This is a genomic window from Pseudomonas sp. 14P5.3.2, assembly GCF_057799175.1.
This window is the reverse complement of record NZ_JBYOKU010000023.1, coordinates 41,934-64,481: the sequence shown is the minus strand read 5'-3', so window position 1 is coordinate 64,481 and position 22,548 is coordinate 41,934. Positions and strand designations below refer to the sequence as shown.

Below are 22,548 nucleotides of genomic sequence, written 5' to 3'. Positions count from 1 at the left end.
TTTGTACAGCTTGAGCTTGAATAACGGAGGCTCGCGAGCGCTGTTTGTTCAGTTACCCGATCACAGACCTTACCAGACCAAGAACCTCCCATTGCCGGATCAAATTTCATGCAAAAAAAAGGCGCCCCCGAGGGGACGCCTTTTTATCGGTTCAAACGGCGATGTTACTTGCGCTTCATCGACAGGAAGAACTCGTCGTTGGTCTTGGTCGTTTTCAGCTTGTCGACCAGGAACTCGATGGCAGCCACTTCGTCCATCGGGTGCAGCAGCTTGCGCAGGATCCACATGCGCTGCAGTTCGTCGTCGGCGGTCAGCAACTCTTCGCGGCGGGTGCCGGAACGGTTGATGTTGATGGCCGGGAAGACGCGCTTTTCCGCAATCTTGCGGTCCAGCGGCAGTTCCATGTTGCCGGTACCCTTGAACTCTTCGTAGATCACTTCGTCCATCTTCGAGCCGGTTTCAACCAGCGCGGTGGCGATAATGGTCAGCGAGCCGCCTTCTTCGATGTTGCGCGCAGCACCGAAGAAACGCTTCGGTTTCTCCAGGGCGTGGGCGTCAACACCACCGGTCAGCACCTTGCCGGAGCTCGGGATCACGGTGTTGTAGGCACGGGCCAGACGGGTGATGGAGTCGAGCAGGATCACCACGTCCTTCTTGTGTTCGACCAGGCGCTTGGCCTTCTCGATCACCATTTCGGCAACCTGCACGTGACGGGTCGGCGGCTCGTCGAAGGTCGAGGCAACCACTTCGCCGCGCACGGTGCGCTGCATTTCGGTCACTTCTTCCGGACGTTCGTCGATCAACAGCACGATCAGGTGAACTTCAGGATTGTTACGGGCGATGTTCGCGGCGATGTTCTGCAGCATGATCGTTTTACCGGCTTTCGGCGGTGCAACGATCAGACCACGCTGGCCTTTGCCGATCGGGGCGCACAGGTCGATCACACGACCGGTCAGGTCTTCGGTGGAACCGTTACCGGCTTCCATCTTCATGCGCACGGTCGGGAACAGCGGGGTCAGGTTCTCGAAGAGAATCTTGTTCTTCGCGTTCTCCGGACGATCGAAGTTGATCGTGTCGACCTTGAGCAGAGCGAAGTAACGCTCGCCTTCCTTTGGAGGGCGGATCTTGCCAACGATGGTGTCACCGGTGCGCAAGTTGAAACGACGGATCTGGCTCGGCGAGACGTAGATATCGTCCGGGCCGGCGAGGTAGGAAGCGTCAGCGGAGCGCAGGAAGCCGAAGCCGTCCTGGAGAATCTCCAGCACGCCATCACCGGAGATTTCCTCGCCGCTTTTCGCGTGCTTTTTCAGCAGGGAGAAAATCACGTCCTGCTTGCGCGAACGGGCCATATTTTCTATGCCCATCTGTTCGGCCAATTCGAGCAGTTCGGTAATCGGCTTTTGCTTGAGTTCAGTCAGATTCATATAGGAATGACGTAATCATTTATGGAGGGGGGAAATTAAGCTTTTGGCTTAATGAGGCCGCGCCGCGGAGAAGGCGACAGGATCGCGAACTTGTTCGAAAAGGAGTGCGTCGGCGACGGCTAGCAGGGGGCAGTGGAGAAACCAGTGCGGGGCCGAATGTACCACCTGAATTTCGGAGCGTCTAGCCCTGAATACGCAAAAAGCCCCGCAATTTGCGGGGCTTTTTCGGGGCACTTTGCAGCGACGCTTAGATGTTGGCGTCGAGGAAAGCAGCCAGTTGCGACTTCGACAGCGCACCGACCTTGGTCGCTTCAACGTTGCCGTTCTTGAACAGCATCAGCGTCGGGATACCACGCACGCCGTGCTTGGCCGGGGTTTCCTGGTTTTCGTCGATGTTCAGTTTGGCGACGGTCAGCTTGCCTTTGTAAGTCTCGGCAATCTCGTCCAGAACCGGAGCGATCATTTTGCAAGGGCCGCACCATTCAGCCCAGTAGTCGACCAGTACAGCGCCTTCGGCCTTGAGTACGTCGGCTTCGAAGCTGGCGTCGCTAACGTGTTTGATAAGATCGCTGCTCATGGAATTCTCCAGGTTGTAAGCAAAAAAACGTGGCCCATCATATCCGCCCTTCCCTTGTTCAGGAAGCCGCAGATGATTGAGTCTTGCTATGGCGCCCCATGAGTCTGGGTATAGCTCAAGTCACGCGGTGGCGGGGGCGATGAAGGCGATCCCGGTGCGCAGTGCCGCGTTGCGCACATGCTCCTGCATGGCTTTCTGGGCGGCGGCAGACGCCCGGCGGGCCAGGGCACGAAGGATCTTGCGGTGCTCCTGCCAGGTTTCCATCGCCCGTTCGGCGCGGATGAACGGTAGTTTCTGACTCTCGAGAAAGATTTCGGCGCTGGCGGTGAGGATGCTCAGCATCGCCTGATTGCCGCTGGCCAGCAGAATGCGTCGGTGGAATTCGAAGTCGAGTTTCGCCGCGGCCTCGAAGTCCCCAGCCTTCAATTGCTCGCGCATCGCCGCGACGTTGTCCTCCAGCGCATCCAGATCGAACGTGCTCAAGGTCACCGCCGCCAACCCGGCGGCAAAACCCTCCAGTGCATAGCGCAACTGAAAGATATCCAGCGGCGAAGCCTGCGCCGCAAACGGCCAGCCCGGGGCATTTTCACCGTGCCCAAGCTCCACCGGCGCCTGCACGAACACGCCTTTGCCCGGCTGGATGCTGATCACCCCCAGCGCACTGAGCGACGACAGCGCCTCGCGCAACGATGCGCGGCTGACCCCCAGTTGCACCGCCAGGTCCCGTTGCGACGGCAACGCATCGCCCACGCCGAAACCCTGTTCGGTGATCAGTTTGCGGATCGCTTGCAGCGCCACTTCGGGTACCGCACGGGAGATCGAGTTCATGGTTTTTCAGACGAGCCAGGCCAAGGTGCGGCTAGTTGTAAAGCTATTCGCCGGATCCGGCAAGTCGTGCCCCAGCGGGGTTCGGCGTCCGCTGTCGATGCGCTATCGAGGTGCGAAAAACCACCTGACTGTTCAGACCAGTAAGACCGAACAAACCCGGCAAACCCGCGGCCTGCCGGAGATAAATCCGGGTATTGGCACGGCGCGTGCTCTGTCCGATCGCAGAAAACACTTCCCGCCGATCCGGAGATTTGCCATGAGCCTGCGTTACAGCGCCCTCCTCACCGCCCTGTTTGCCAGCCTGCTGCTGAGCCAGGTCCCCGCTCACGCCGACGGTCTGGACGACGTGGTCAAACGCGGCACGCTGAAAGTCGCGGTGCCCCAGGACTTCCCGCCATTCGGCTCGGTCGGCCCGGACATGAAACCCCGTGGCCTGGACATCGACACGGCAAAGCTGCTGGCCGACCAACTCAAGGTCAAACTTGAACTGACCCCGGTCAACAGCACCAACCGCATCCCGTTCCTGACCACCGGCAAGGTCGACCTGGTGATCTCCAGCCTGGGCAAGAACCCGGAGCGCGAGAAAGTCATCGACTTCTCCAACGCCTACGCGCCGTTCTACCTCGCCGTGTTCGGCCCGCCGGACGCGGCCATCAGCAGCCTCGACGACCTCAAAGGCAAGACCATCAGCGTCACTCGTGGCGCCATCGAAGACATTGAGCTGACCAAGGTCGCCCCCGAAGGCGTGACCATCAAGCGCTTCGAAGATAACAACTCGACCATCGCCGCCTACCTCGCCGGGCAAGTCGACCTGATCGCCAGCGGCAACGTGGTGATGGTCGCCATCAGCGAGAAGAACCCGAAACGCGTACCGGCGCTGAAAGTGAAGCTCAAGGATTCGCCGGTCTACGTTGGCGTGAACAAGAACGAGCCGGCGCTGCTGGGCAAGGTCAACGAGATCCTCGCCACCGCCAAGGCTGACGGCGCGCTGGAGAAAAACTCGCAGACCTGGCTCAAAGAGCCGCTGCCGGCCGATCTCTGATCGATCGCGCGGGAGACAATTGATGGCTTATCAGTTCGATTTCATGCCGGTGCTGCAAAACACCGATCTGTTGCTGCGCGGCGCACTGTTCACCCTGGAACTGACGGCCATTGGCGCGCTGTGCGGGGTCGGCGTGGGCATTGTCGGCGCGCTGGTGCGGGCGTGGAACATCCGCCCGTTCTCGGCAATCTTCGGCGTCTACGTCGAGTTGATCCGCAACACGCCGTTTCTGGTGCAACTGTTCTTCATCTTCTTCGGCCTGCCCTCGCTCGGGGTGCAGATTTCCGAGTGGCAGGCGGCGGTGCTGGCGATGGTGATCAACCTCGGCGCGTATTCGACCGAGATCATCCGCGCCGGCATCCAGGCGATTCCGCGCGGACAACTGGAGGCCGCCGCCGCACTGGCGATGAGCCGTTTCGAGGCGTTCCGTCACGTGATCCTGCTGCCGGCGCTGGGCAAGGTCTGGCCGGCCCTGAGCAGCCAGATCATCATCGTCATGCTCGGCTCGGCGGTGTGTTCGCAAATCGCCACCGAGGAGCTGAGCTTCGCCGCCAACTTCATTCAGTCGCGCAATTTCCGCGCCTTTGAAACCTACGCGCTGACCACGCTGATCTACCTGTGCATGGCGCTGCTGATACGCCAACTGCTGAACTGGGTCGGTCGCCGCTATATCGCGAGGAGCAGCCGATGAGCGACTTCACCTTCTGGGACATCCTGCGCAACCTGCTCACCGGCCTGCAATGGACGCTGGCGCTGTCGCTGGTGGCGTTCATCGGTGGAGGGCTCGTCGGGCTGCTGATTCTGGTGATGCGCATTTCGAAAAACCGCTTGCCGAGCAACATTGCCCGCACCTGGATCGAGCTGTTCCAGGGCACACCGTTGCTGATGCAACTGTTTCTGGTGTTCTTCGGCGTGGCGCTGGCCGGGATCGAAATCTCGCCGTGGATGGCCGCGGCGATTGCCTTGACGCTGTTTACCAGTGCGTACCTGGCGGAGATCTGGCGCGGCTGCGTCGAAGCGATTCCCAATGGTCAGTGGGAAGCCTCGTCGAGCCTGGCGCTGAATCCACTGGAGCAGTTGCGCTACGTGATCCTGCCGCAGGCGCTGCGCATCGCCGTGGCGCCGACCGTGGGCTTCTCGGTGCAAGTGGTCAAAGGCACTGCGGTGACCTCGATCATCGGTTTCACCGAGCTGACCAAGACCGGCGGCATGCTCGCCAACGCCACCTTCGAACCGTTCATGGTCTATGGCCTCGTCGCCCTCGGCTACTTCCTGCTCTGCTACCCCTTGTCGCTCAGTGCGCGCTACCTGGAAAGGAGACTGCATGCCTCTGCTTAGAATTTCCGCCCTGCATAAATACTACGGCGATCACCACGTGCTCAAAGGCATCGACCTGAGTGTCGAGGAAGGCCAGGTGGTGGCAATCATCGGCCGCAGCGGCTCGGGCAAATCCACCCTGCTGCGCACCCTCAATGGCCTGGAGTCGATCAACGACGGGGTGATCGAAGTCGACGGCGAATACCTCGACGCCGCCCGCGCCGACCTGCGCAGCCTGCGGCAGAAAGTCGGCATGGTGTTTCAGCAGTTCAACCTGTTCCCGCACCTGACCGTCGGCGAAAACGTGATGCTCGCGCCGCAGGTGGTGCAGAAAGTACCGAAGGCCAAGGCTGCGGAGCTGGCGCGCAAGATGCTCGAGCGCGTGGGCCTTGGAGAGAAATTCGACGCCTTCCCGGATCGCTTGTCCGGTGGTCAGCAACAGCGCGTGGCGATTGCCCGGGCACTGGCGATGTCGCCGAAAGTGTTGCTGTGCGACGAAATCACCTCGGCGCTGGACCCGGAACTGGTCAACGAAGTGCTCGCTGTGGTGCGCCAACTGGCCAAGGAAGGCATGACGCTGATCATGGTCACCCACGAAATGCGCTTTGCCCGCGAGGTCGGCGACAAACTGGTGTTCATGCACCATGGCAAGGTGCATGAAGTGGGGGATCCGCAGGTGTTGTTCGCCCATCCGCAGACGGCGGAGCTGGCGAACTTCATTGGCACCGTGGAAGCGACAGCCTGAAGGTTATTCAGGGACTTTAGCGGCCCCTTCGCGGGCAAGCCCGCTCCCACAGGGTTCTGCGGCGGAACATGATTGTGTGTTCGACACAAAAACCTGTGGGAGCGGGCTTGCTCGCGAATGGCCGCGCCGCGGTCTCAAGCTTTTATGCGCAGGATCAACGGTTTGAGCCATGCGCGTTGGCGCCAGCGTTTGATCGTGGCACGATGGCGGGGTTATCGACCGAGACCCCCAGACCATGCCGCAATCCAAAGCCAAGAATCTGTCCCTGATCGCCGCAATCGACCTGGGCTCCAACAGCTTCCACATGGTCGTGGCCAAGGCCCAGAACGGTGAAATCCGTATCCTGGAGCGCCTCGGAGAGAAAGTGCAGCTCGCCGCCGGTATCGACGATGAGCGCCATCTCAACGAAGAATCGATGCAGCGTGGCCTCGACTGCCTCAAACGCTTTGCCCAACTGATCAACGGCATGCCGCTGGGCGCCGTGCGGATCGTCGGCACCAACGCCTTGCGCGAAGCGCGCAATCGCCTGGAATTCATCCACCGCGCCGAAGAAATCCTCGGTCACCCGGTGGAAGTCATCTCCGGCCGTGAAGAAGCGCGGCTGATTTATCTGGGCGTTTCGCACACCCTCGCCGACACCCCGGGCAAGCGCCTGGTGGCCGACATCGGCGGCGGCAGTACCGAATTCATCATCGGGCAGCGTTTTGAACCGCTGCTGCGCGAAAGCCTGCAAATGGGCTGCGTCAGCTTCACCCAGCGCTACTTCAAGGACGGCAAGATCACCCCGGCCCGTTACGCCCAGGCGTACACCGCGGCGCGGCTGGAGATCATGAGCATCGAACACGCCCTGCACCGCCTGACCTGGGATGAAGCCATCGGCTCCTCGGGCACCATCCGCGCCATCGGTCTGGCGCTGAAGGCCGGCGGGCATGGCACCGGCGAAGTGAATGCCGAAGGCCTGGCGTGGCTCAAGCGCCGACTGTTCAAACTGGGTGATGTCGACAAGATCGACTTCGAAGGCATCAAGCCTGACCGCCGGGCGATCTTCCCCGCAGGTCTGGCAATTCTCGAAGCGATCTTCGATGCCCTCGAACTGCAACGCATGGATCACTGCGAAGGCGCGCTGCGTGAAGGCGTGCTCTACGACTTGCTCGGCCGCCATCACCACGAAGACGTGCGCGAACGCACCCTGACTTCGCTGATGGAGCGTTACCACGTCGACCTGGAACAGGCCGCGCGGGTAGAACGCAAAGCCCTGCACGCTTTCGATCAGGTCGCCAAAGACTGGGAACTGGACGACGGCATCTGGCGTGAACTGCTGGGCTGGGCGGCGAAAGTCCACGAAGTCGGCCTCGACATCGCGCACTATCACTACCACAAGCACGGCGCCTACCTGATCGAGCACTCGGATCTGGCCGGGTTCTCCCGAGAAGACCAGCAAATGCTCGCGCTGCTGGTGCGCGGCCATCGCCGCAACATCCCCAAGGACAAGTTCGCCGAGTTCGGTGACGACGGCGACAAGCTGATCCGCCTCTGTGTGCTGCTGCGCTTCGCGATCCTGTTCCACCACATCCGTGGCACCCAGGCGATGCCGCAAGTGACGCTGCATGCCAAGGGCGACAACCTCGACGTGGAGTTCCCGGAGAATTGGCTGGATGAGAATCAGCTGACTCAGGCCGACTTTGGTCTCGAAGCCGACTGGCTGACGCGGGTTGGCATCGTCCTCACCGTGCACTGATCCTCGTGGTGAGGGAGCTTGCTCCCGCTGGGGCGCGAAGCGGCCCTTTCTTTTAAAGCGTGGGCCTGCTGCGCAGTCCAGCGGGAGCAAGCTCCCTCGCCACAGGTGGGTGAACGACAGGTACAAAAAAGGCGATCCCGAGGGATCGCCTTTTTTATTGCGCTTGCGGCTTAGCTGCTCACCGGCAGAATCGGGCTGCCCAGCCGCTCCAGCAACGTCGCCTGCGCACTGCGCGGGTTCTGGTTGCCGGTTGGCGTGTTGCGGATGTAACGGCCATCCGACTGCAGGCTCCAGCTGTGGGTGTTGTCGGTCAGGTACAGCTCCAGCTCTTTCTTGACGCGGGTCAGCAGCTTCTTGCCTTCCACCGGGAAGCAAGTCTCGACGCGCTTGTCGAGGTTGCGCTCCATCCAGTCGGCGCTGGAGAGGAACATCTGCTCCTCGCCGCCGTTGAGGAAGTAGAACACCCGGGTGTGCTCGAGGAAGCGACCGATGATCGAGCGCACATGGATGTTGTGCGAAACCCCGGCAATGCCCGGACGCAGGCAGCACATGCCACGCACCACCAGATCGATGCGCACGCCGGACTGGCTGGCCTTGTACAGCGCGCGGATGATCTTCGGATCGGTCAGCGAGTTGAACTTGGCAATGATGTGCGCCGGTTTGCCATCGAGGGCGAACTGGGTCTCCCGGGCAATCATGTCGAGCATGCCCTTCTTCAGGGTGAACGGCGCATGCAGCAGCTTCTTCATGCGCAGGGTTTTACCCATGCCGATCAACTGGCTGAACAGTTTGCCGACGTCTTCGCAAAGCGCGTCATCGGAGGTCAACAGGCTGTAGTCGGTGTACAGACGGGCGTTGCCGGCGTGGTAGTTACCGGTGCCGAGGTGCGCGTAACGCACGATCTCGCCGGCCTCGCGACGCAGGATCAGCATCATCTTGGCGTGGGTCTTGAAGCCGACCACGCCGTAAATCACCACCGCACCGGCCGCTTGCAGACGGCTGGCCAGCTGCAGGTTGGACTCTTCGTCGAAGCGTGCGCGCAGTTCGATCACCGCGGTCACTTCCTTGCCGTTACGCGCGGCGTCCACTAGCGCATCGACGATTTCCGAGTTGGCGCCGGAACGGTACAGGGTCTGGCGCACGGCCAATACATGCGGATCTTTGGCGGCTTGGCGCAACAGGTCGACCACCGGGGTGAACGACTCGAACGGGTGCAGCAACAGAATGTCCTGTTTGCTCACCACGCTGAAAATGTTCTCGCTGTTCTGCAGCAGTTTCGGGATCTGCGGGGTGAACGGCGTGTATTGCAGCTCCGGATGGCTGTCCAGACCGGTGATGCTGAACAGACGGGTCAGGTTGACCGGGCCGTTGACCTGATACAGCTCGGTCTCGCTCAGGTTGAACTGCTTGAGCAGATAGTCCGACAGGTGTTTCGGGCAGGTGTCGGCGACTTCCAGACGCACCGCATCACCGTAGCGCCGCGAGAACAGCTCGCCACGCAGGGCGCGCGCCAGGTCTTCGACGTCTTCGGAGTCGAGCGCCAGGTCGGCGTTTCGGGTCAGGCGGAACTGATAGCAGCCCTTGACCTTCATGCCCTGGAACAGGTCATCGGCGTGGGCGTGGATCATCGACGACAGGAACACATAGTTGTCGCCCGGGCCGCCGACTTCCTCCGGAACCTTGATGATCCGTGGCAGCAGACGCGGTGCCGGGATGATCGCCAGACCGGAATCGCGACCGAAGGCGTCGATGCCTTCCAGTTCGACGATGAAGTTCAGGCTCTTGTTCACCAGCAACGGGAACGGGTGCGTCGGGTCGAGGCCGATCGGGGTGATGATCGGTGCGATCTCGTCGCGGAAATAACGGCGCACCCAGGTCTTGATCTTGGTCGTCCAGTGACGGCGACGGATGAAGCGCACCTGATGCTTTTCCAGCTCCGGCAGCAGGATATCGTTGAGAATCGCGTACTGGCGGTCAACGTGACCGTGCACCAGCTCGCTGATCCGCGCCAGCGCCTGATGCGGTTGCAGACCGTCGGCACCGGCCTGTTCGCGGGCGAAGGTGATCTGTTTCTTCAGGCCGGCGACGCGGATCTCGAAGAATTCGTCGAGGTTGCTGGAGAAGATCAGCAGGAACTTCAGCCGCTCCAGCAACGGATAGGACTCGTCCAGCGCCTGTTCCAGCACGCGGATGTTGAACTGCAGTTGCGAGAGCTCGCGGTGGATGTACAGGCTGCTGTCATCCAGCCCCGGGATCGCAATCACTGGCGCCGCCGCGACGGGTTCGGTGACCGGCGCGGGTGGCGCAGGCTCCAGTTCCGGCGGGGTTTCGGTGATTTGCTCCACCACCGGTTGAGCTTCTTTTACTGCAGTTTCAGTGAGTCCTTCGGTATTCATCGAATGTTCCTGGGAGGGCTATTTCTGCTCTCGTAACAATTGAGCGGCACGGACAGCAAAGTAAGTCAGGATGCCATCAGCGCCGGCACGTTTAAAGGCGGTCAGTGATTCGACAATCACCGCCTCGCTCAACCAGCCATTCTGGATCGCCGCCATGTGCATGGCGTATTCGCCGCTAACCTGATAGACGAAGGTCGGCACCTTGAAGGCATCTTTTACCCGGAAAAGAATGTCCAGGTACGGCATGCCGGGTTTGACCATGACCATGTCCGCGCCTTCAGACAAGTCCGCACCGACTTCGTGCAGCGCTTCGTCGCTGTTGGCCGGGTCCATCTGATAGGAGGCCTTGTTGGCCTTGCCCAGATTCGCTGCCGATCCCACCGCATCACGGAACGGCCCGTAATAGGCGCTGGCGTACTTGGCCGAGTAGGCCATGATCCGCACGTTGACGTGACCGGCCAGCTCCAGCGCCTCGCGGATCGCCTGGATGCGACCGTCCATCATGTCCGATGGGGCCACGACCTGAGCGCCGGCTTCGGCGTGGGACAAAGCCTGTTTGACCAGTGCGTCGACGGTGATGTCGTTCTGCACGTAGCCGTCTTCGTCGAGAATGCCGTCCTGACCGTGGGTGGTGAACGGATCGAGCGCGACGTCGGTGATCACTCCCAATTCCGGGAAACGCTCACGCAAGGCGCGGGTGGCGCGCTGGGCAATGCCCTGCGGATTCCAGGCTTCGGCAGCGTCGAGGGATTTCAATTCGGTTGGCGTGACCGGGAACAGCGCCAGCGCCGGGATCCCCAGTTCGACCCATTGCGCCGCCTCTTCAAGCAGCAGATCGATGGTCAGACGTTCGACACCGGGCATCGAGGCCACGGCTTCGCGACGGTTTTCACCCTCAAGCACGAACACCGGCAGGATCAGGTCATCGACCGTCAGCACGTTTTCCCGTACCAGCCGGCGTGAAAAATCATCACGACGGTTGCGGCGCAAACGCGTGGCTGGGAACAAACGGTTGGCAGGGGTAAAGCTCACGGCAGACTCCTGAGCCCGCGCAAACGGGCGAGCGTGACAGTTATAAGCGGCCATTATGACCAACAGATTACAGTTGTGCGCACCCCGTGACATGTAGCCGCATTCCATTGTCAGCGTAGGAATTGTTCACGTCGAGACACATTTCGACACTTTCCTGAATGTGTCCGAAGGGTTAGGCTGCGCGTTCATTTCGCCAGCACCCAGACAATGCTCCAACAATTTCTGCATGACTTCGGCTACTTTGCCTTGTTCCTCGGCACGTTCTTCGAAGGCGAAACCATCCTGGTGCTCGCAGGCTTCCTCGCGTTCCGTGGATACATGGACATCAACCTGGTGGTGGTCGTGGCGTTCTTCGGCAGCTATGCCGGCGATCAGCTGTGGTACTTCCTGGGGCGCAAGCACGGGCGCAAATTGCTGGCGCGCAAACCGCGCTGGCAGATGATGGGCGACCGAGCGCTGGAACACATCCGCAAGCACCCGGACATCTGGGTCCTGAGCTTCCGCTTCGTTTATGGCCTGCGCACGGTGATGCCGGTGGCGATTGGTCTGTCGGGGTATCCGCCGGGACGTTATCTGCTGCTCAACGGCATCGGTGCGGCAATCTGGGCCACCGCCCTCGCGGCCGCTGCCTACCACTTCGGCGCGGTGCTCGAAGGCATGCTCGGCAGCATCAAGAAGTACGAACTGTGGGTGCTCGGCGCGCTGTTGGTACTGGGTGTCGGCCTGTGGCTGCGTCGCCGCTTCAAGAATGCGCGTCTGGCCAAGCAGGTTTACGCCGACGAGCAAGCCGCAAAAGCGGCGCACCTGCTCCAAGCGGAGCAAACCAAACCCGCCGAACCTAAGACGCCAGCCGAGTAACGCGCTGGCGACAGCCATACAGCCCGATGCCGCTGAGCAGGCTGTAACCGAGCAGACCAGCCCAGGCCAACGGGCTGGCCGGCCATAGCCCGAGCAGCGGCGCCAGCCACACCAGCGGCAAGTTCGAGCCCAGCCGCAGCAGCTCGACCTTCAACGCCCACGGGCGATTCTCCAGGGCCACCCCCAGCGCAAACAAACCCCACGCGACCGCGCCCCAACCGAGCAGCAGCGCAGGGGTCGGCAGTTGCTGCGCCTGACCCATCAGGTAACTGCCCAGCGCGATATAGACGCAGAACTGCAACGCCACGTAGCTTTTTCGACGACTGTCGAGCGGCACTTCGAATTTGCGGAAACGGCTCAGGTCCGGTTTGTTCAGCGGGTACTTCGCCGCGACGTCCGCCGGACGCCAGCCAGTGCGCATGAACCAGATTCGCAGCTTGTCCCACGGGCTTGCGGCGCGACGTGCGTCGTCCCACAACTGCGCATAAAACTGCACATTGGCCCACAGCGGATTCCAGCTCGCCAGCGGCGTGGTCACACCGAATATCACTGGCTCGTTGTCGTCCTCTTCCTGGAACGTGCCGAACAGCCGATCCCAAAGAATGAACACCCCGCCGTAGTTGCGATCCATGTAGAGAGCGTTCTGTGCATGGTGGGCCCGATGATTGGATGGCGTAACGAAGAACCACTCGAACCAGCCGAGCTTGGGAATGTGCCGGGTGTGCACCCAGAACTGATACAGCAGATTCATCGCCGCGACGCTGACAAATACCAGCAGCGGCACGCCGAGCACGGCCATCGGCAAATAGAAGAACCAGCCCAGCAGAAACCCGGTACTGGTCTGGCGCAACGCCGTGGAGAGGTTGTACTCCTCGCTCTGGTGATGCACCGAGTGCGCGGCCCAGAGAATGTTGCGCTCATGGCCCAACCGGTGCAGCCAGTAATAGCAGAAGTCATAGAAGACGAAGGCAAACATCCAGACCCAGAGGCTGTCGGCCGACAACCTGATCAGCGCCAGATGATCCAGGGCAAACGCATACGTCAGCAGCCCAACCCCCTTGGTCAGCAGGCCGGTGGTGGTCGACAACACCCCGGCGCTGAGGCTGTTGACCGAGTCCGCGAGGCGATAGTGGCTGGTCCCGCGCCAGCGATCGGCAAGCAGCTCGGCGGCCATCAGCACGAAGAAAAACGGCACTGCATACAGAATGAAGTCCATGGCGCGCCCCGGTCGGATTCTATGGACAGATCCTAGGTGTAGCCGCCCTTTCCCCCTATGGCAACGCGCGACAATTTAGTGGACATTTAGCGCCATGAATCTGGAGAGAAACCCATGAGCAAAAAAGTTGCAGTGATCCTGTCCGGCAGCGGCGTGTACGACGGCGCCGAGATCCACGAGAGCGTCATCACCCTGCTACGCCTGGATCAACGTGGCGCGCAGGTGCAATGCTTCGCCCCGAACATCGCGCAATTGCATGTAATCAATCACCTGACCGGTGAAGAAATGCCCGAGACGCGCAATGTGCTGGTGGAGTCGGCGCGCATTGCCCGCGGCAACATCAAGGACATCCGCGAGGCCAACGTCGATGACTTCGACGCGCTGATCGTGCCTGGCGGTTTTGGTGCGGCGAAGAACCTCTCGAATTTCGCCGTCGAAGGCGCCGGCTGCAGCGTGCAGCCGCAAGTGCTGGAACTGGCCGAAGCGTTTGCCGAAGCGGGTAAACCGGTAGGCCTGATGTGCATCTCGCCGGCACTGGCGGCAAAGATCTACGGCCCGGGCGTGACCTGCACCATCGGCAACGATACCGACACCGCCACCGCGATGAACAAGATGGGCGCCACCCACGAAGACTGCGCGGTGACCGACATCATCGAAGACAAGGCACGCAAACTGGTGACGACCCCGGCTTACATGCTGGCGCAGAACATCAGTGAAGCGGCTTCGGGGATCAACAAACTGGTCGATCGGGTGCTCGAACTAACCCACGAGAACGATGTTTGATCTCTGACTGCATGCAGAGCGAAATGTGGGAGCGGGCTTGCTCGCGAAAGCGGTGTGTCATTCCAATCAATGTTGTCTGATACGACGCCTTCGCGAGCAAGCCCGCTCCCACATGGGGTTTGTGTTTGGCTCAGGGTTTGCGGATCAGCCGGGTGAGGATGCGGTCCAGCGCATTGGCAAACGCCTGCTTCTCGCGCTCGCCGAACGGTGCCGGGCCGCCGCTGATCTGGCCCTGTTCGCGCAGGTCGGTGAACAGGTTGCGCACCGCCAGGCGCTCGCCCATGTTCTGTGCGTCGAACTCCTTGCCGCGCGGATCCAGCGCCGCCACGCCTTTCTTGACCAGACGATCGGCCAGCGGAATATCGCTGCAGATCACCAGCTCTCCGGGCACGGCGTGCTCGACCAGATAATCGTCCGCCGCATCCGGGCCGCTGGGCACCACGATCAGTTTGACGATGGCCAGCCCCGGTTTGGTCTGCGGCTGCCCGGCCACCAGCACCACTTCGAACTGGCGCTTCAGGGCGAACTTCACCACCAGATCCTTGGCGGCCCGGGGGCAGGCGTCGGCATCGATCCATACACGCATCTTGATAACCTCTTAAAAGCAAAAGATCGCAGCCTGCGGCAGCTCCTACAGGTATACACCGAACCCCTGTAGGAGCTGCCGAAGGCTGCGATCTTTTAACGATAACTCGATCAGGCAGTCGTGACCCGCTTCTTCTCGGCGATCCGGCTGCGCCCATACAACACAACAATCGCCAGAATCGCCACGGCCTGCGCTGTCAGTGAATAGGCATCGGCGTGAATCCCCAGCCAGTCGAATTCAAAGAACGCCACTGGCCGCGTGCCAAAGATCCCGGCTTCCTGCAGCGCTTTCACACCATGCCCGGCAAACACCACCGACAACGCACAGAGCAGACCGGCGTTGATGCTGAAGAACAGCGTCAGCGGCAGTTTCGCCGAGCCACGCAGGATCACCCAGGCCAGACCGATCAGCAGCACCAGCGCCGTCGCACCACCGACCAGCACCGCGTCGTGCCCGGCGGGGCCGGCCTGTAGCCACAGGGTTTCGTAGAACAGGATCACTTCGAACAACTCGCGGTACACCGAGAAGAACGCGAGGATCGCGAAGCCGAAACGCCCGCCGCCGCCCACCAGACTCTGCTTGATGTAATCCTGCCAGGCCGCCGCGTGCCGCCGGTCGTGCATCCATACGCCGAGCCACAGCACCATGACGCTGGCGAACAGCGCCGTAGCGCCCTCAAGCAGTTCACGCTGCGAGCCGCTGACGTCGATCACATACGCCGCCAGCGCCCAGGTACCAAGCCCGGCGAGCAGCGCCAGGCCCCAACCGATGTTGACGCTGCGCACCGCCGACTGCTGGCCGGTATTGCGCAGGAACGCGAGGATCGCCGCCAGCACCAGAATCGCTTCGAGGCCTTCACGCAGCAGAATCAGCAGGCCGGAAATGAAGCTCAGCGACCAGCTCAGGCCATCGCTGCCGAGCAGTTCGGCGGACTCTTTCAATTTGCCCTTGGCCGCGTCCAGACGCTGTTCGGCCTGCGCCACCGGCAAGCCGTCCTGCAACGATTGACGGTAGGCCATCAGCGATTTTTCGGTGTCCTTGCGCACGTTGGCGTCGACGTTATCCAGCGAGCTTTCGACCAGTTCGAAACCTTCCAGATACGCCGCCACCGACAGGTCGTAAGCCTGATCGTGATCACCGGCGCGATACGCCGTCAGGCTCTTGTCCAGCGTGGCGGCGGTGTAATCGAGCAACTGCGCCGGGCCGCGTTTGACCTGTGGTGGCTGGGCGCGCTGAGCACGGAAGGTCGCCGCCGCTTGCGGGCCTTCGGCGGCCTGCACCTCGGCCGGGGTCTGGCGCGCCAGATCGGCGATGTTGAAGGTCTTGTCGGACTTGGCTGCGGCCGGGTCGGCACTGAAACCGGCAATGTAGGTCGCCAGATCCCAACGCTGACGGTCGTCCAGTTGATCGGCGAACGCCGGCATGTCCGTGCCTTCGACGCCTTGGCCGAGGGTGCTGTAGATCGCGTACAGGCTCAGGTGATCGATGCGTGCGGCATCGCGCAGATTGGCCGGCGGCGGCGTCATGCCGAGGCCCGCCGGGCCGTCGCCGGCACCGCTGGCGCCGTGGCACACCGAGCAGTTCTGGGCGTACAGCGGCGCGCCGCGGGTCGGATCGGGAGTGATGATCGGCGCCTGGCTGACTTCATACGCCACCGCCAGTTGCGCCCCCAGTTGCCGGGCCTGACGCGCGACTTCAGCGCCGTCCTGCTTCGCGGTGATAGCCGCATGCAAAGCCTCGACGCCCTGCTCCAGCGCCGCTTTCTCCGGTTTGGCCGGCAGGCCGCCGATCAACCCCTGCAACACCTGGGTGAATTCCAGTTGCTCACGGTACTCGCCGTCGTCGACGACCTTGCCCGCCTCGACCGTCGGCGGGTAGTCGGCGCTGATGTAATCGAGCAGGTGCAGCGCCTGCGGGGCGCCTTCCACGGTGTCGGCCAGCAGGCTGGAACTGCTCAGGGCCAACAGCGGGAACACCAGCCAGGCCAGAAATCGGGACGCGGCAGTCATGAATGAGTCTCAAATGGAAATGCGAAGTTACATATTGTTCACTTCGAACGCTTTTCACTCAAGCTCTGTCGATGTCTCGTGGCGTTTTAACGCAGCGCGACGGGTGTGTTGCGGTAATGCTCCAGCATGAATTCGACGAACACCTGCACCTTCAGCGCGACATGCCGGGCATGCGGATAGAGCGCGTAATAGTGGCGCTGCCCCAGGTTGTAGTTGGGCAGGATCTGCACCAGCCGACCACTGAGCAGATCCTCCTGCACCGTGGCCCGGGTGAACGCGGCGATACCGACCCCGGCCAGCGCGGCAGCATGCAACGCACTGATCGAATCGGCCTTGAAGCGGCCCTGTGCGCGCGCGCTGCTGGTGAGCCCGCGCGCATCGGTCAGCGTCCAGTCGCTGCCACCGGCAAACGCCAGCAACTGATGCTCGGCGAGTTCGCGCACCAGACGCACCAGACCATTGCGTGCCACGTAAGCCGGCGAAGCCACCAGCAACATGTCCGAGACGGTCAGCAACCGCGCCACCATGGATGAATCGGCCAGGGGCCCGCAGATGCGCAGGGCTACATCGAAGCCCTCGGCGATCAGATCGACGAAACGGTCATCGCAGGACAGGTCCACCTCAATCTCGGGATAGCGCTGCTGGAATGCCGGCAGCCAGCTCGCCAGTTCCAGCGTACCGATCACCATCGGTGCACTGATGCGCAGCACACCGCTGGGGCTTTCATGGGCCTGACCGACCGCCAGCGCGGCTTGATCGAGGCGTTCGAGAATGTCCACGCACGCCGCGTAATACTGCTGCCCCGCCGTGGTCAGGTTGAACCCACGAGTGTTGCGATTGATCAGCCGCGTGCCGAGTTCGCTTTCCAGCTGCTGCAACTGTCGGGAGATCGTCGAGTGAGTGGTGTCGAGGCGCTCGGCAGCGGCGCTGAACCCGCGACACTCGACGATGCAACGAAACGCGCGCATGGCTTGCAGTTGATTCATTGAAGTCCCGCAATGGTTAAGCATCAGGCCAGCAAGGCTAGCCCAAACCCCGCATCCATCCCACCGGTAAATCCGCCGCGTGATCCGAATGATCTGTGCAATCAGCAAACAAAAACCACGCATCACTTGGCCACTATTGCCGCCTATAATGCGCCACCTCGTCGCATTTCCCGCTCAAGGATGAACCCCCTCATGCGCCACCGCTTGCTGCTGCCCCTGTTGATCACCGCTGTTGTGCAACTGAGCGGATGCGCCGCATATCGCAACTACGACCTGGAACTGCAACAGACCACCGACCAGTTCAAGGCCGGCAATATCGACGGCGCCCTGGCGCTGATCGAAGCGCACAACCCGGATCCGGAAAAAGACCTGCTCTACTACTTCGAAAAGGGCGCCGTCCTCAGCGCCGGCGGCGCGCTGCCGCAGAGCCAGACAACCTGGCGCAGCGCCGAGCAGATGATCATCGAGCGCCAGGACACGATCGAGACCACCGGTGACAAGTTGCTCGCGGCGATGGGCGATCACTGGGGCGGCATCATCAATGACAAGCTGCGGCGCTACGATGGCTACGACTATGAAAAAGTCATGCTGACCACGCAAATGGCCCTCAACCAATTGGCGCTGAATGACTTCGACGGGGCCCGTGCCGACATCAAGAAAACCCACGAACGCGAAGCGCTGATCGCCCGGCAGCGGGAGCTGGAATACGAACGTATCGAAGATGCGGCCAAGGCCCAGGGCGCGCGCGTGCACTACAAGGACCTGCAGGGTTATCCGGTGGTGATGCTCGAATCCCCGGCAGTGATTGCCCTGAAAAACGGTTACCAGAGCGCGTTCAGTCACTACCTCGCCGGCTTCACCTATGAGGCGCTCGGCGAAAAAGACCTGGCGGCGCCCGGTTATCGTCAGGCCATCGAGCTGCGCCCGGACATGCCGTTTTTCCAACAGGCACTGCGCGACCTCGACAGCCCCGGACTCAAGGCCGACGAAAGCGATGTGCTGATCATCGTGCAAAGTGGTCTGGCACCGGCCCGCAGCTCGGTGCGCGTACCGTATCCGGTGCAGCTCAAGGACGGTCAGGTGATCGTCGCCAACATTTCCTTCCCGGTAATGGTGCCGGATAACTCCACCGCGCCGTTCAATCAGGTCCGCATCGACGGTCGCGAGAAAAAGCTGATCGCGGTCAACAGCATCACCGATATGTCTTTGCGCACACTGCGTGACGACATGCCCGGGATTATCCAGCGCACCACCTACCGGGCGTTCCTCGCGGCGGACGTTCAAGGTACCGACAATCGCCGCAATCCGGCCAAGGCCTCCTACGTCACCCAGTGGGATGGTTTCGAGCAGGCCGACACCCGCACCTGGCGCACCCTGCCCAACCTGACACAGGTCGTGCGCCTGCGTCTGAAAAAGGGCGAGCACCAGATCAGCCTGCCGAACACTTCAGGCGCTCCACTGAACATCCGCATCGACCAGAATCGCCAGATGATCGGCCTGCGCGTGCTGGGTGAGCGGATTTACGCAAACGGCAGCGCTTTTCAACCTGCAACGTCGGTGGGAAATCGCGTATCCGCCGTGAAATAAGTAATGGCACCAAACTAACAAGTGCGATTAAAAAGCTATTACATGGCCAGCATCGCCCGCTTATAATGCCGCGCCCGCGCTATAGCGACGCGGCATAAAAGCTCCTCTGGTTATGAGGAATTGGCAGGAGGCCAGCGCCACTGTCGATGGGTCACACCAGCCCGACCAGCACCGGCGGCTGATGCAGTTTCTAGCTCAGGGAAGAAGTACCCCCATGGCATTGCGCACTCCCACCTTGATCGCGCTCAGCGCTGTCACCCTGCTGTCCGGCTGTTCGGCGTTTCGCAACTACGATTCGGAACTGGCCCAGACCAACCAGCAACTGGCCACCGGCAACGTCGATGCCGCGCTGACCCTGCTGGAAAAAAACAACACCGGCCCCGACAAAGACCTGCTCTATTACTTCGAGAAAGGTGAGTTGCTGCGCGCCAAGGGCGACCTGTCCGGCAGTCAGAACGCCTGGACCAGTGCCGATCAGGTGGTCGGGCAGTGGGAAGATGCGGTCAAGCTCGACTCCGGCAAATACCTGGCGCAGTTCGGCAGCTTCATCGTTAACGACAAGGTCCGCCGCTACGAAGGCTACGACTACGAAAAAGTCATGCTGACCACGCAGATGGCCCTCAACCTGCTGGCGGTCAACGACTTCGACGGCGCCCGCACCGCGATCAAGAAGACTCACGAACGTGAAGCGGTGATCGCCGACCTGCGTGACAAGGAATACCTCAAGAGCGAGGAAGAGGCCGAAAAAGAAGGCATCAAGACTCAGTACAAGGATCTGCAGGGTTACCCGGTCGCCAGCCTCGATGCGCCAGAAGTGGTCAGCCTGAAAAACAGCTACCAGAGTGCGTTCAGCCATTACCTGGCCGGTTTCGTCTACGAAGCCCTGGGCGAGAAAGACCTGGCCGCGCCGGGCTACCGCAAAGCCGCCGAACTGCGTCCGAACACGCCGCTGCTGGAGCAGGCGCTGGTCAATCTGGACAAGCCGACCAAGAGCGAAGACAGCGACATCCTGATCGTGGTGCAAAGCGGTCTGGCGCCGGCGCGTGACTCGATCCGCGTGCCGCTGCCGTTGCCGATCTCCAACAACGTGGTGATCACCCCGCTGTCGTTCCCGATCATCAAGCCTGACACCTCTACCGCACCGTTCGCGCAGATTGGCGTCGATGGCCAGCAAGTCAACCTGACCGCCCTCAACAGCACCACCGCCATGTCCCGTCGCGCCCTGCGCGATGACATGCCGGGGATCATCGTCCGCACCACCGTGCGCGCGATCACCAAAGGTGTGGCGCAGAAGAAAATCAACGAAACCAACCCGCTGGCCGGTCTCGCCGTGGGTATTTCTTCAGCGGTGCTGGAAGGTGCCGATACCCGTACGTGGCGCACCCTGCCGGACAACACCCAAGTGGTGCGTCTGCGCTTGAAGAAAGGCGAACACCAAGTCAGTCTGCCGAGCGCCGTCGGTGGCTCGGTGGTCAAGGTCACCGTCGATCAGCGCTACCAGGTGATCAGCCTGCGCGCCGTGGGCAATCAGGTGTTCGCTGCGGGCCTCGCCGCCCACGTCATCCCGAGCGCCGGCGCGACCAACGTCGCCAGCCTCAAACAACCTTAAGAACGGAGTCTTTGCATGCGCTTCAAACTCATCGCCGTTGCCGCTCTCGCCGTCCTGGCCAGCGGCTGCGCCACCCCGCCACCACCGGAGCCGGGCAGCGCCGCGAGCAAGGTCGTGGCCATGGGTCCACAGAAGCACATCGCGGTCGGCGCCATGCGCGTCGCCCGTGAGAACGGCTTCATGACCGTCAATGTGCAGTTGACCAACACCCTCAACAGCAACAAGACGTTCTATTACCGTTTCGCCTGGCTGGGCCCGGAAGGTTTCCCGGTCGCCGAGGAAGAAGTCTGGAAAAGCCAGATGATGTACGGCGCGCAGACCAGCTTCATCCAGGGCATCGCCCCGACCCCGAAAGCCGTGGATTTCCGCCTGGAACTCAAGACGCCTTAAGTCCGCCACCCTATTCCTGTTTTAGAGAGCATTCCCATGTTTGCACGCTTTTCCTTGATCGCCGTCCTCGCCCTGCTGGCTTCCGGTTGCGCCAACACCTCGCCGACCCTGGGCAGCAAGAACATCAGCTACGGCGACACCAAAGCGGTTGAAACCGTGACCAACGAATTCGGCTCGACCGACCTGCAAATGATCGCCGAATCGATGACCCGCTCGCTGGCCCAGTCCGGCATCCTGCAGGGCCGCCCGGTGGTGCAGGTCTACGACGTGAAGAACAAGACCAGCGAGTACATCGATACCCGCGAAATCACCACCAGCATCAAGACTCAGCTGATGAAGTCCGGCACCGCCCGCTTCGCCAGCGACAACACCGCAATGCAGAGCCAGGTCGATCAGCTCAAGCTGCAAAACCAGAGCGGCCTGTACAAGAAGAGCACCGTGGCCAAGACCGGCAACATGATCGCTGCCAAATATCGCCTGGAAGGCTCGATCAGCTCGATCGTCAAGCGCAGCAGCGACTACAAGGACGTCTTCTACAAATTCAGCCTGCAACTGATCGACGTTGAAAGCGGTCTGGCCGAGTGGATGGACGAAAAAGAGATCCGCAAAACCACGGAGCGTTAATTGATGCGCACATGGATTGGCATGATGGCCCTGGCTTGCGCGTTCAGCGTGCAAGCGGCCCCGAAAGTCGCGGTAACGGATCTGGCGTATCAGGAACGGGTGGAGCAGTACATCCACATCGTTTCGGCGCAGAACAATTATCGCGAGGGTTATTACAGCTCCAGTGGTTCCTCGAACTACAACGAGCTGGAAGCGACCACCAGCTACATCGAACAAGGTGAGCTGCGTAAATTCACCGGCGACATCAAGGGTGAAATCCTCCGCACCGGGATGTTCCAGCTGGTGCAGGGCACGCCGTACACCGCGTCGTCCAAGGGTGACGTGTACGACGTGATCAAGCGGATCAAGGCCGGCAACTTCAAGGGCGCCGACTATGTGCTGTTCGGCACCGTGTCGGATATCGACTTCACCCAGGACATGAACGAGCTGGCGCACACCGACAGCTATTCGGCGGTTTTGGGCCTGACGCTGGTGGCCGATTTCAGCCTGATCAACACCAAGACCTACGAGATCACTTCGGCCTTCACGGCGATGGGCGAAGCACAGGACACCAAACTGGTGAACGGCCGCGACATCAAGATCTCGCTGAATCGCCCTCGGGTGGTGCGTGAGGTGTCCAAGGCTTTGGGTGAGGACGTTGCCGGGCAGCTGAGCCAGCAGCTCGGTGGCGGCGGGTACGAGCAGCCGCGCGAAGCGCCGCAGCGCAACAACTTGCCGCGTGATACCGCGCCGGTGATCTTGCGCTGACTCTTGGCTGAACGCGTTCTGTGGCGAGGGAGCTTGCTCCCGCTGGGCTGCGAA

General features: G+C 61.5%; 21 protein-coding genes. 12 read left to right on the top strand and 9 right to left on the bottom strand.

The genetic code is table 11. The features are described from left to right. Positions 1 to 164 precede the first annotated feature (164 nt). The 3 genes from rho to AC27VU_RS18815 form a co-directional block, all read right to left on the bottom strand. Positions 165 to 1,424 carry a transcription termination factor Rho gene (rho, locus tag AC27VU_RS18825; RefSeq protein WP_003229334.1) on the bottom strand — a complete coding sequence of 420 codons (1,260 nt, stop codon included), beginning with the start codon at positions 1,422 to 1,424 and terminating at the stop codon, positions 165 to 167. Between the two features lie 247 nt (positions 1,425 to 1,671). Then, positions 1,672 to 2,001: a thioredoxin TrxA gene (trxA, locus tag AC27VU_RS18820; protein WP_003206727.1), complete on the bottom strand. Its 330-nt coding sequence runs from the start codon at positions 1,999 to 2,001 to the stop codon at positions 1,672 to 1,674. A gap of 120 nt (positions 2,002 to 2,121) precedes the next feature. Continuing rightward, entirely contained in the window at positions 2,122 to 2,829 is a 708-nt protein-coding gene (locus AC27VU_RS18815) for a FadR/GntR family transcriptional regulator (RefSeq protein WP_473018409.1), read from the bottom strand. A gap of 256 nt (positions 2,830 to 3,085) precedes the next feature. On the opposite strand from AC27VU_RS18815, the gene AC27VU_RS18810 reads away from it, so the two are divergent. The 5 genes from AC27VU_RS18810 (at position 3,086) to ppx (ending at position 7,671) form a co-directional block, all read left to right on the top strand. Beyond that, entirely contained in the window at positions 3,086 to 3,871 is a 786-nt protein-coding gene (locus tag AC27VU_RS18810; protein ID WP_488724641.1) for a transporter substrate-binding domain-containing protein, read from the top strand. Between the two features lie 22 nt (positions 3,872 to 3,893). Continuing rightward, entirely contained in the window at positions 3,894 to 4,562 is a 669-nt protein-coding gene (locus AC27VU_RS18805; RefSeq protein ID WP_488724640.1) for an amino acid ABC transporter permease, read from the top strand. After that, positions 4,559 to 5,209, top strand: coding sequence for an amino acid ABC transporter permease (locus AC27VU_RS18800; RefSeq protein ID WP_103483656.1), 651 nt, complete (start codon positions 4,559 to 4,561; stop codon positions 5,207 to 5,209). Before AC27VU_RS18805 ends, AC27VU_RS18800 begins: the two co-directional genes overlap by 4 nt. Further along, positions 5,196 to 5,933: an amino acid ABC transporter ATP-binding protein gene (locus tag AC27VU_RS18795; protein ID WP_488724639.1), complete on the top strand. Its 738-nt coding sequence runs from the start codon at positions 5,196 to 5,198 to the stop codon at positions 5,931 to 5,933. The genes AC27VU_RS18800 and AC27VU_RS18795 overlap by 14 nt, the downstream gene beginning before the upstream one ends. Positions 5,934 to 6,168: 235 nt before the next feature. Then, positions 6,169 to 7,671, top strand: a complete 1,503-nt coding sequence (gene ppx, locus AC27VU_RS18790; RefSeq protein WP_003229345.1) for an exopolyphosphatase — start codon at positions 6,169 to 6,171, stop codon at positions 7,669 to 7,671. Positions 7,672 to 7,841: 170 nt separating this feature from the next. Here ppx and ppk1 read toward each other — a convergent pair whose 3' ends face one another. Then, complete coding sequence (gene ppk1 / locus AC27VU_RS18785) at positions 7,842 to 10,067, bottom strand: polyphosphate kinase 1 (RefSeq protein WP_003229347.1); 2,226 nt, start codon at positions 10,065 to 10,067, stop codon at positions 7,842 to 7,844. Between the two features lie 18 nt (positions 10,068 to 10,085). Beyond that, entirely contained in the window at positions 10,086 to 11,099 is a 1,014-nt protein-coding gene (gene hemB, locus AC27VU_RS18780) for a porphobilinogen synthase (protein ID WP_003229349.1), read from the bottom strand. 207 nt (positions 11,100 to 11,306) lie between these two features. Here hemB and AC27VU_RS18775 point away from each other — a divergent pair, with 207 nt between their 5' ends. Then, the gene (locus AC27VU_RS18775) at positions 11,307 to 11,957 is read left to right on the top strand and encodes a DedA family protein (RefSeq protein WP_003229351.1); all 651 of its coding nucleotides are present in this window, start codon (positions 11,307 to 11,309) and stop codon (positions 11,955 to 11,957) included. Here AC27VU_RS18775 and AC27VU_RS18770 read toward each other — a convergent pair. After that, positions 11,938 to 13,173 (bottom strand): sterol desaturase family protein, encoded by a 1,236-nt coding sequence (locus AC27VU_RS18770; protein WP_488724638.1) that lies wholly within the window; start codon positions 13,171 to 13,173, stop codon positions 11,938 to 11,940. The two genes, AC27VU_RS18775 and AC27VU_RS18770, sit on opposite strands and share 20 nt — an antisense overlap. A 114-nt stretch (positions 13,174 to 13,287) precedes the next feature. Here AC27VU_RS18770 and elbB point away from each other — a divergent pair, with 114 nt between their 5' ends. Next, positions 13,288 to 13,956, top strand: a complete 669-nt coding sequence (elbB, locus tag AC27VU_RS18765; protein ID WP_201136275.1) for an isoprenoid biosynthesis glyoxalase ElbB — start codon at positions 13,288 to 13,290, stop codon at positions 13,954 to 13,956. 130 nt (positions 13,957 to 14,086) lie between these two features. Here the strand turns inward: elbB and AC27VU_RS18760 are convergent, their stop codons facing one another. The 3 genes from AC27VU_RS18760 to AC27VU_RS18750 form a co-directional block, all read right to left on the bottom strand. Beyond that, the gene (locus tag AC27VU_RS18760) at positions 14,087 to 14,542 is read right to left on the bottom strand and encodes a YaiI/YqxD family protein (RefSeq protein ID WP_103483661.1); all 456 of its coding nucleotides are present in this window, start codon (positions 14,540 to 14,542) and stop codon (positions 14,087 to 14,089) included. 110 nt (positions 14,543 to 14,652) lie between these two features. Beyond that, a complete protein-coding gene (locus AC27VU_RS18755; protein ID WP_488724637.1) occupies positions 14,653 to 16,551 on the bottom strand; it encodes an FTR1 family protein in 1,899 nt (632 codons plus the stop codon). Positions 16,552 to 16,637: 86 nt separating this feature from the next. Then, positions 16,638 to 17,537 (bottom strand): LysR family transcriptional regulator, encoded by a 900-nt coding sequence (locus tag AC27VU_RS18750; protein WP_488724636.1) that lies wholly within the window; start codon positions 17,535 to 17,537, stop codon positions 16,638 to 16,640. 192 nt (positions 17,538 to 17,729) lie between these two features. Here AC27VU_RS18750 and AC27VU_RS18745 point away from each other — a divergent pair, with 192 nt between their 5' ends. The 5 genes from AC27VU_RS18745 (at position 17,730) to AC27VU_RS18725 (ending at position 22,494) form a co-directional block, all read left to right on the top strand. Next, positions 17,730 to 19,124 carry a COG3014 family protein gene (locus AC27VU_RS18745; protein WP_488724635.1) on the top strand — a complete coding sequence of 465 codons (1,395 nt, stop codon included), beginning with the start codon at positions 17,730 to 17,732 and terminating at the stop codon, positions 19,122 to 19,124. Positions 19,125 to 19,338: 214 nt separating this feature from the next. Then, on the top strand, positions 19,339 to 20,733 hold the full coding sequence (locus AC27VU_RS18740) for a COG3014 family protein (RefSeq protein ID WP_201136271.1): 1,395 nt from the start codon (positions 19,339 to 19,341) through the stop codon (positions 20,731 to 20,733). Positions 20,734 to 20,748: 15 nt separating this feature from the next. Continuing rightward, positions 20,749 to 21,123 carry a YcfL family putative periplasmic lipoprotein gene (locus tag AC27VU_RS18735; RefSeq protein WP_488724634.1) on the top strand — a complete coding sequence of 125 codons (375 nt, stop codon included), beginning with the start codon at positions 20,749 to 20,751 and terminating at the stop codon, positions 21,121 to 21,123. Positions 21,124 to 21,159: 36 nt separating this feature from the next. Then, positions 21,160 to 21,747 carry a penicillin-binding protein activator LpoB gene (lpoB, locus tag AC27VU_RS18730; protein WP_003229365.1) on the top strand — a complete coding sequence of 196 codons (588 nt, stop codon included), beginning with the start codon at positions 21,160 to 21,162 and terminating at the stop codon, positions 21,745 to 21,747. Between the two features lie 3 nt (positions 21,748 to 21,750). Next, a complete protein-coding gene (locus AC27VU_RS18725; protein ID WP_003229366.1) occupies positions 21,751 to 22,494 on the top strand; it encodes a hypothetical protein in 744 nt (247 codons plus the stop codon). Positions 22,495 to 22,548 lie beyond the last annotated feature (54 nt).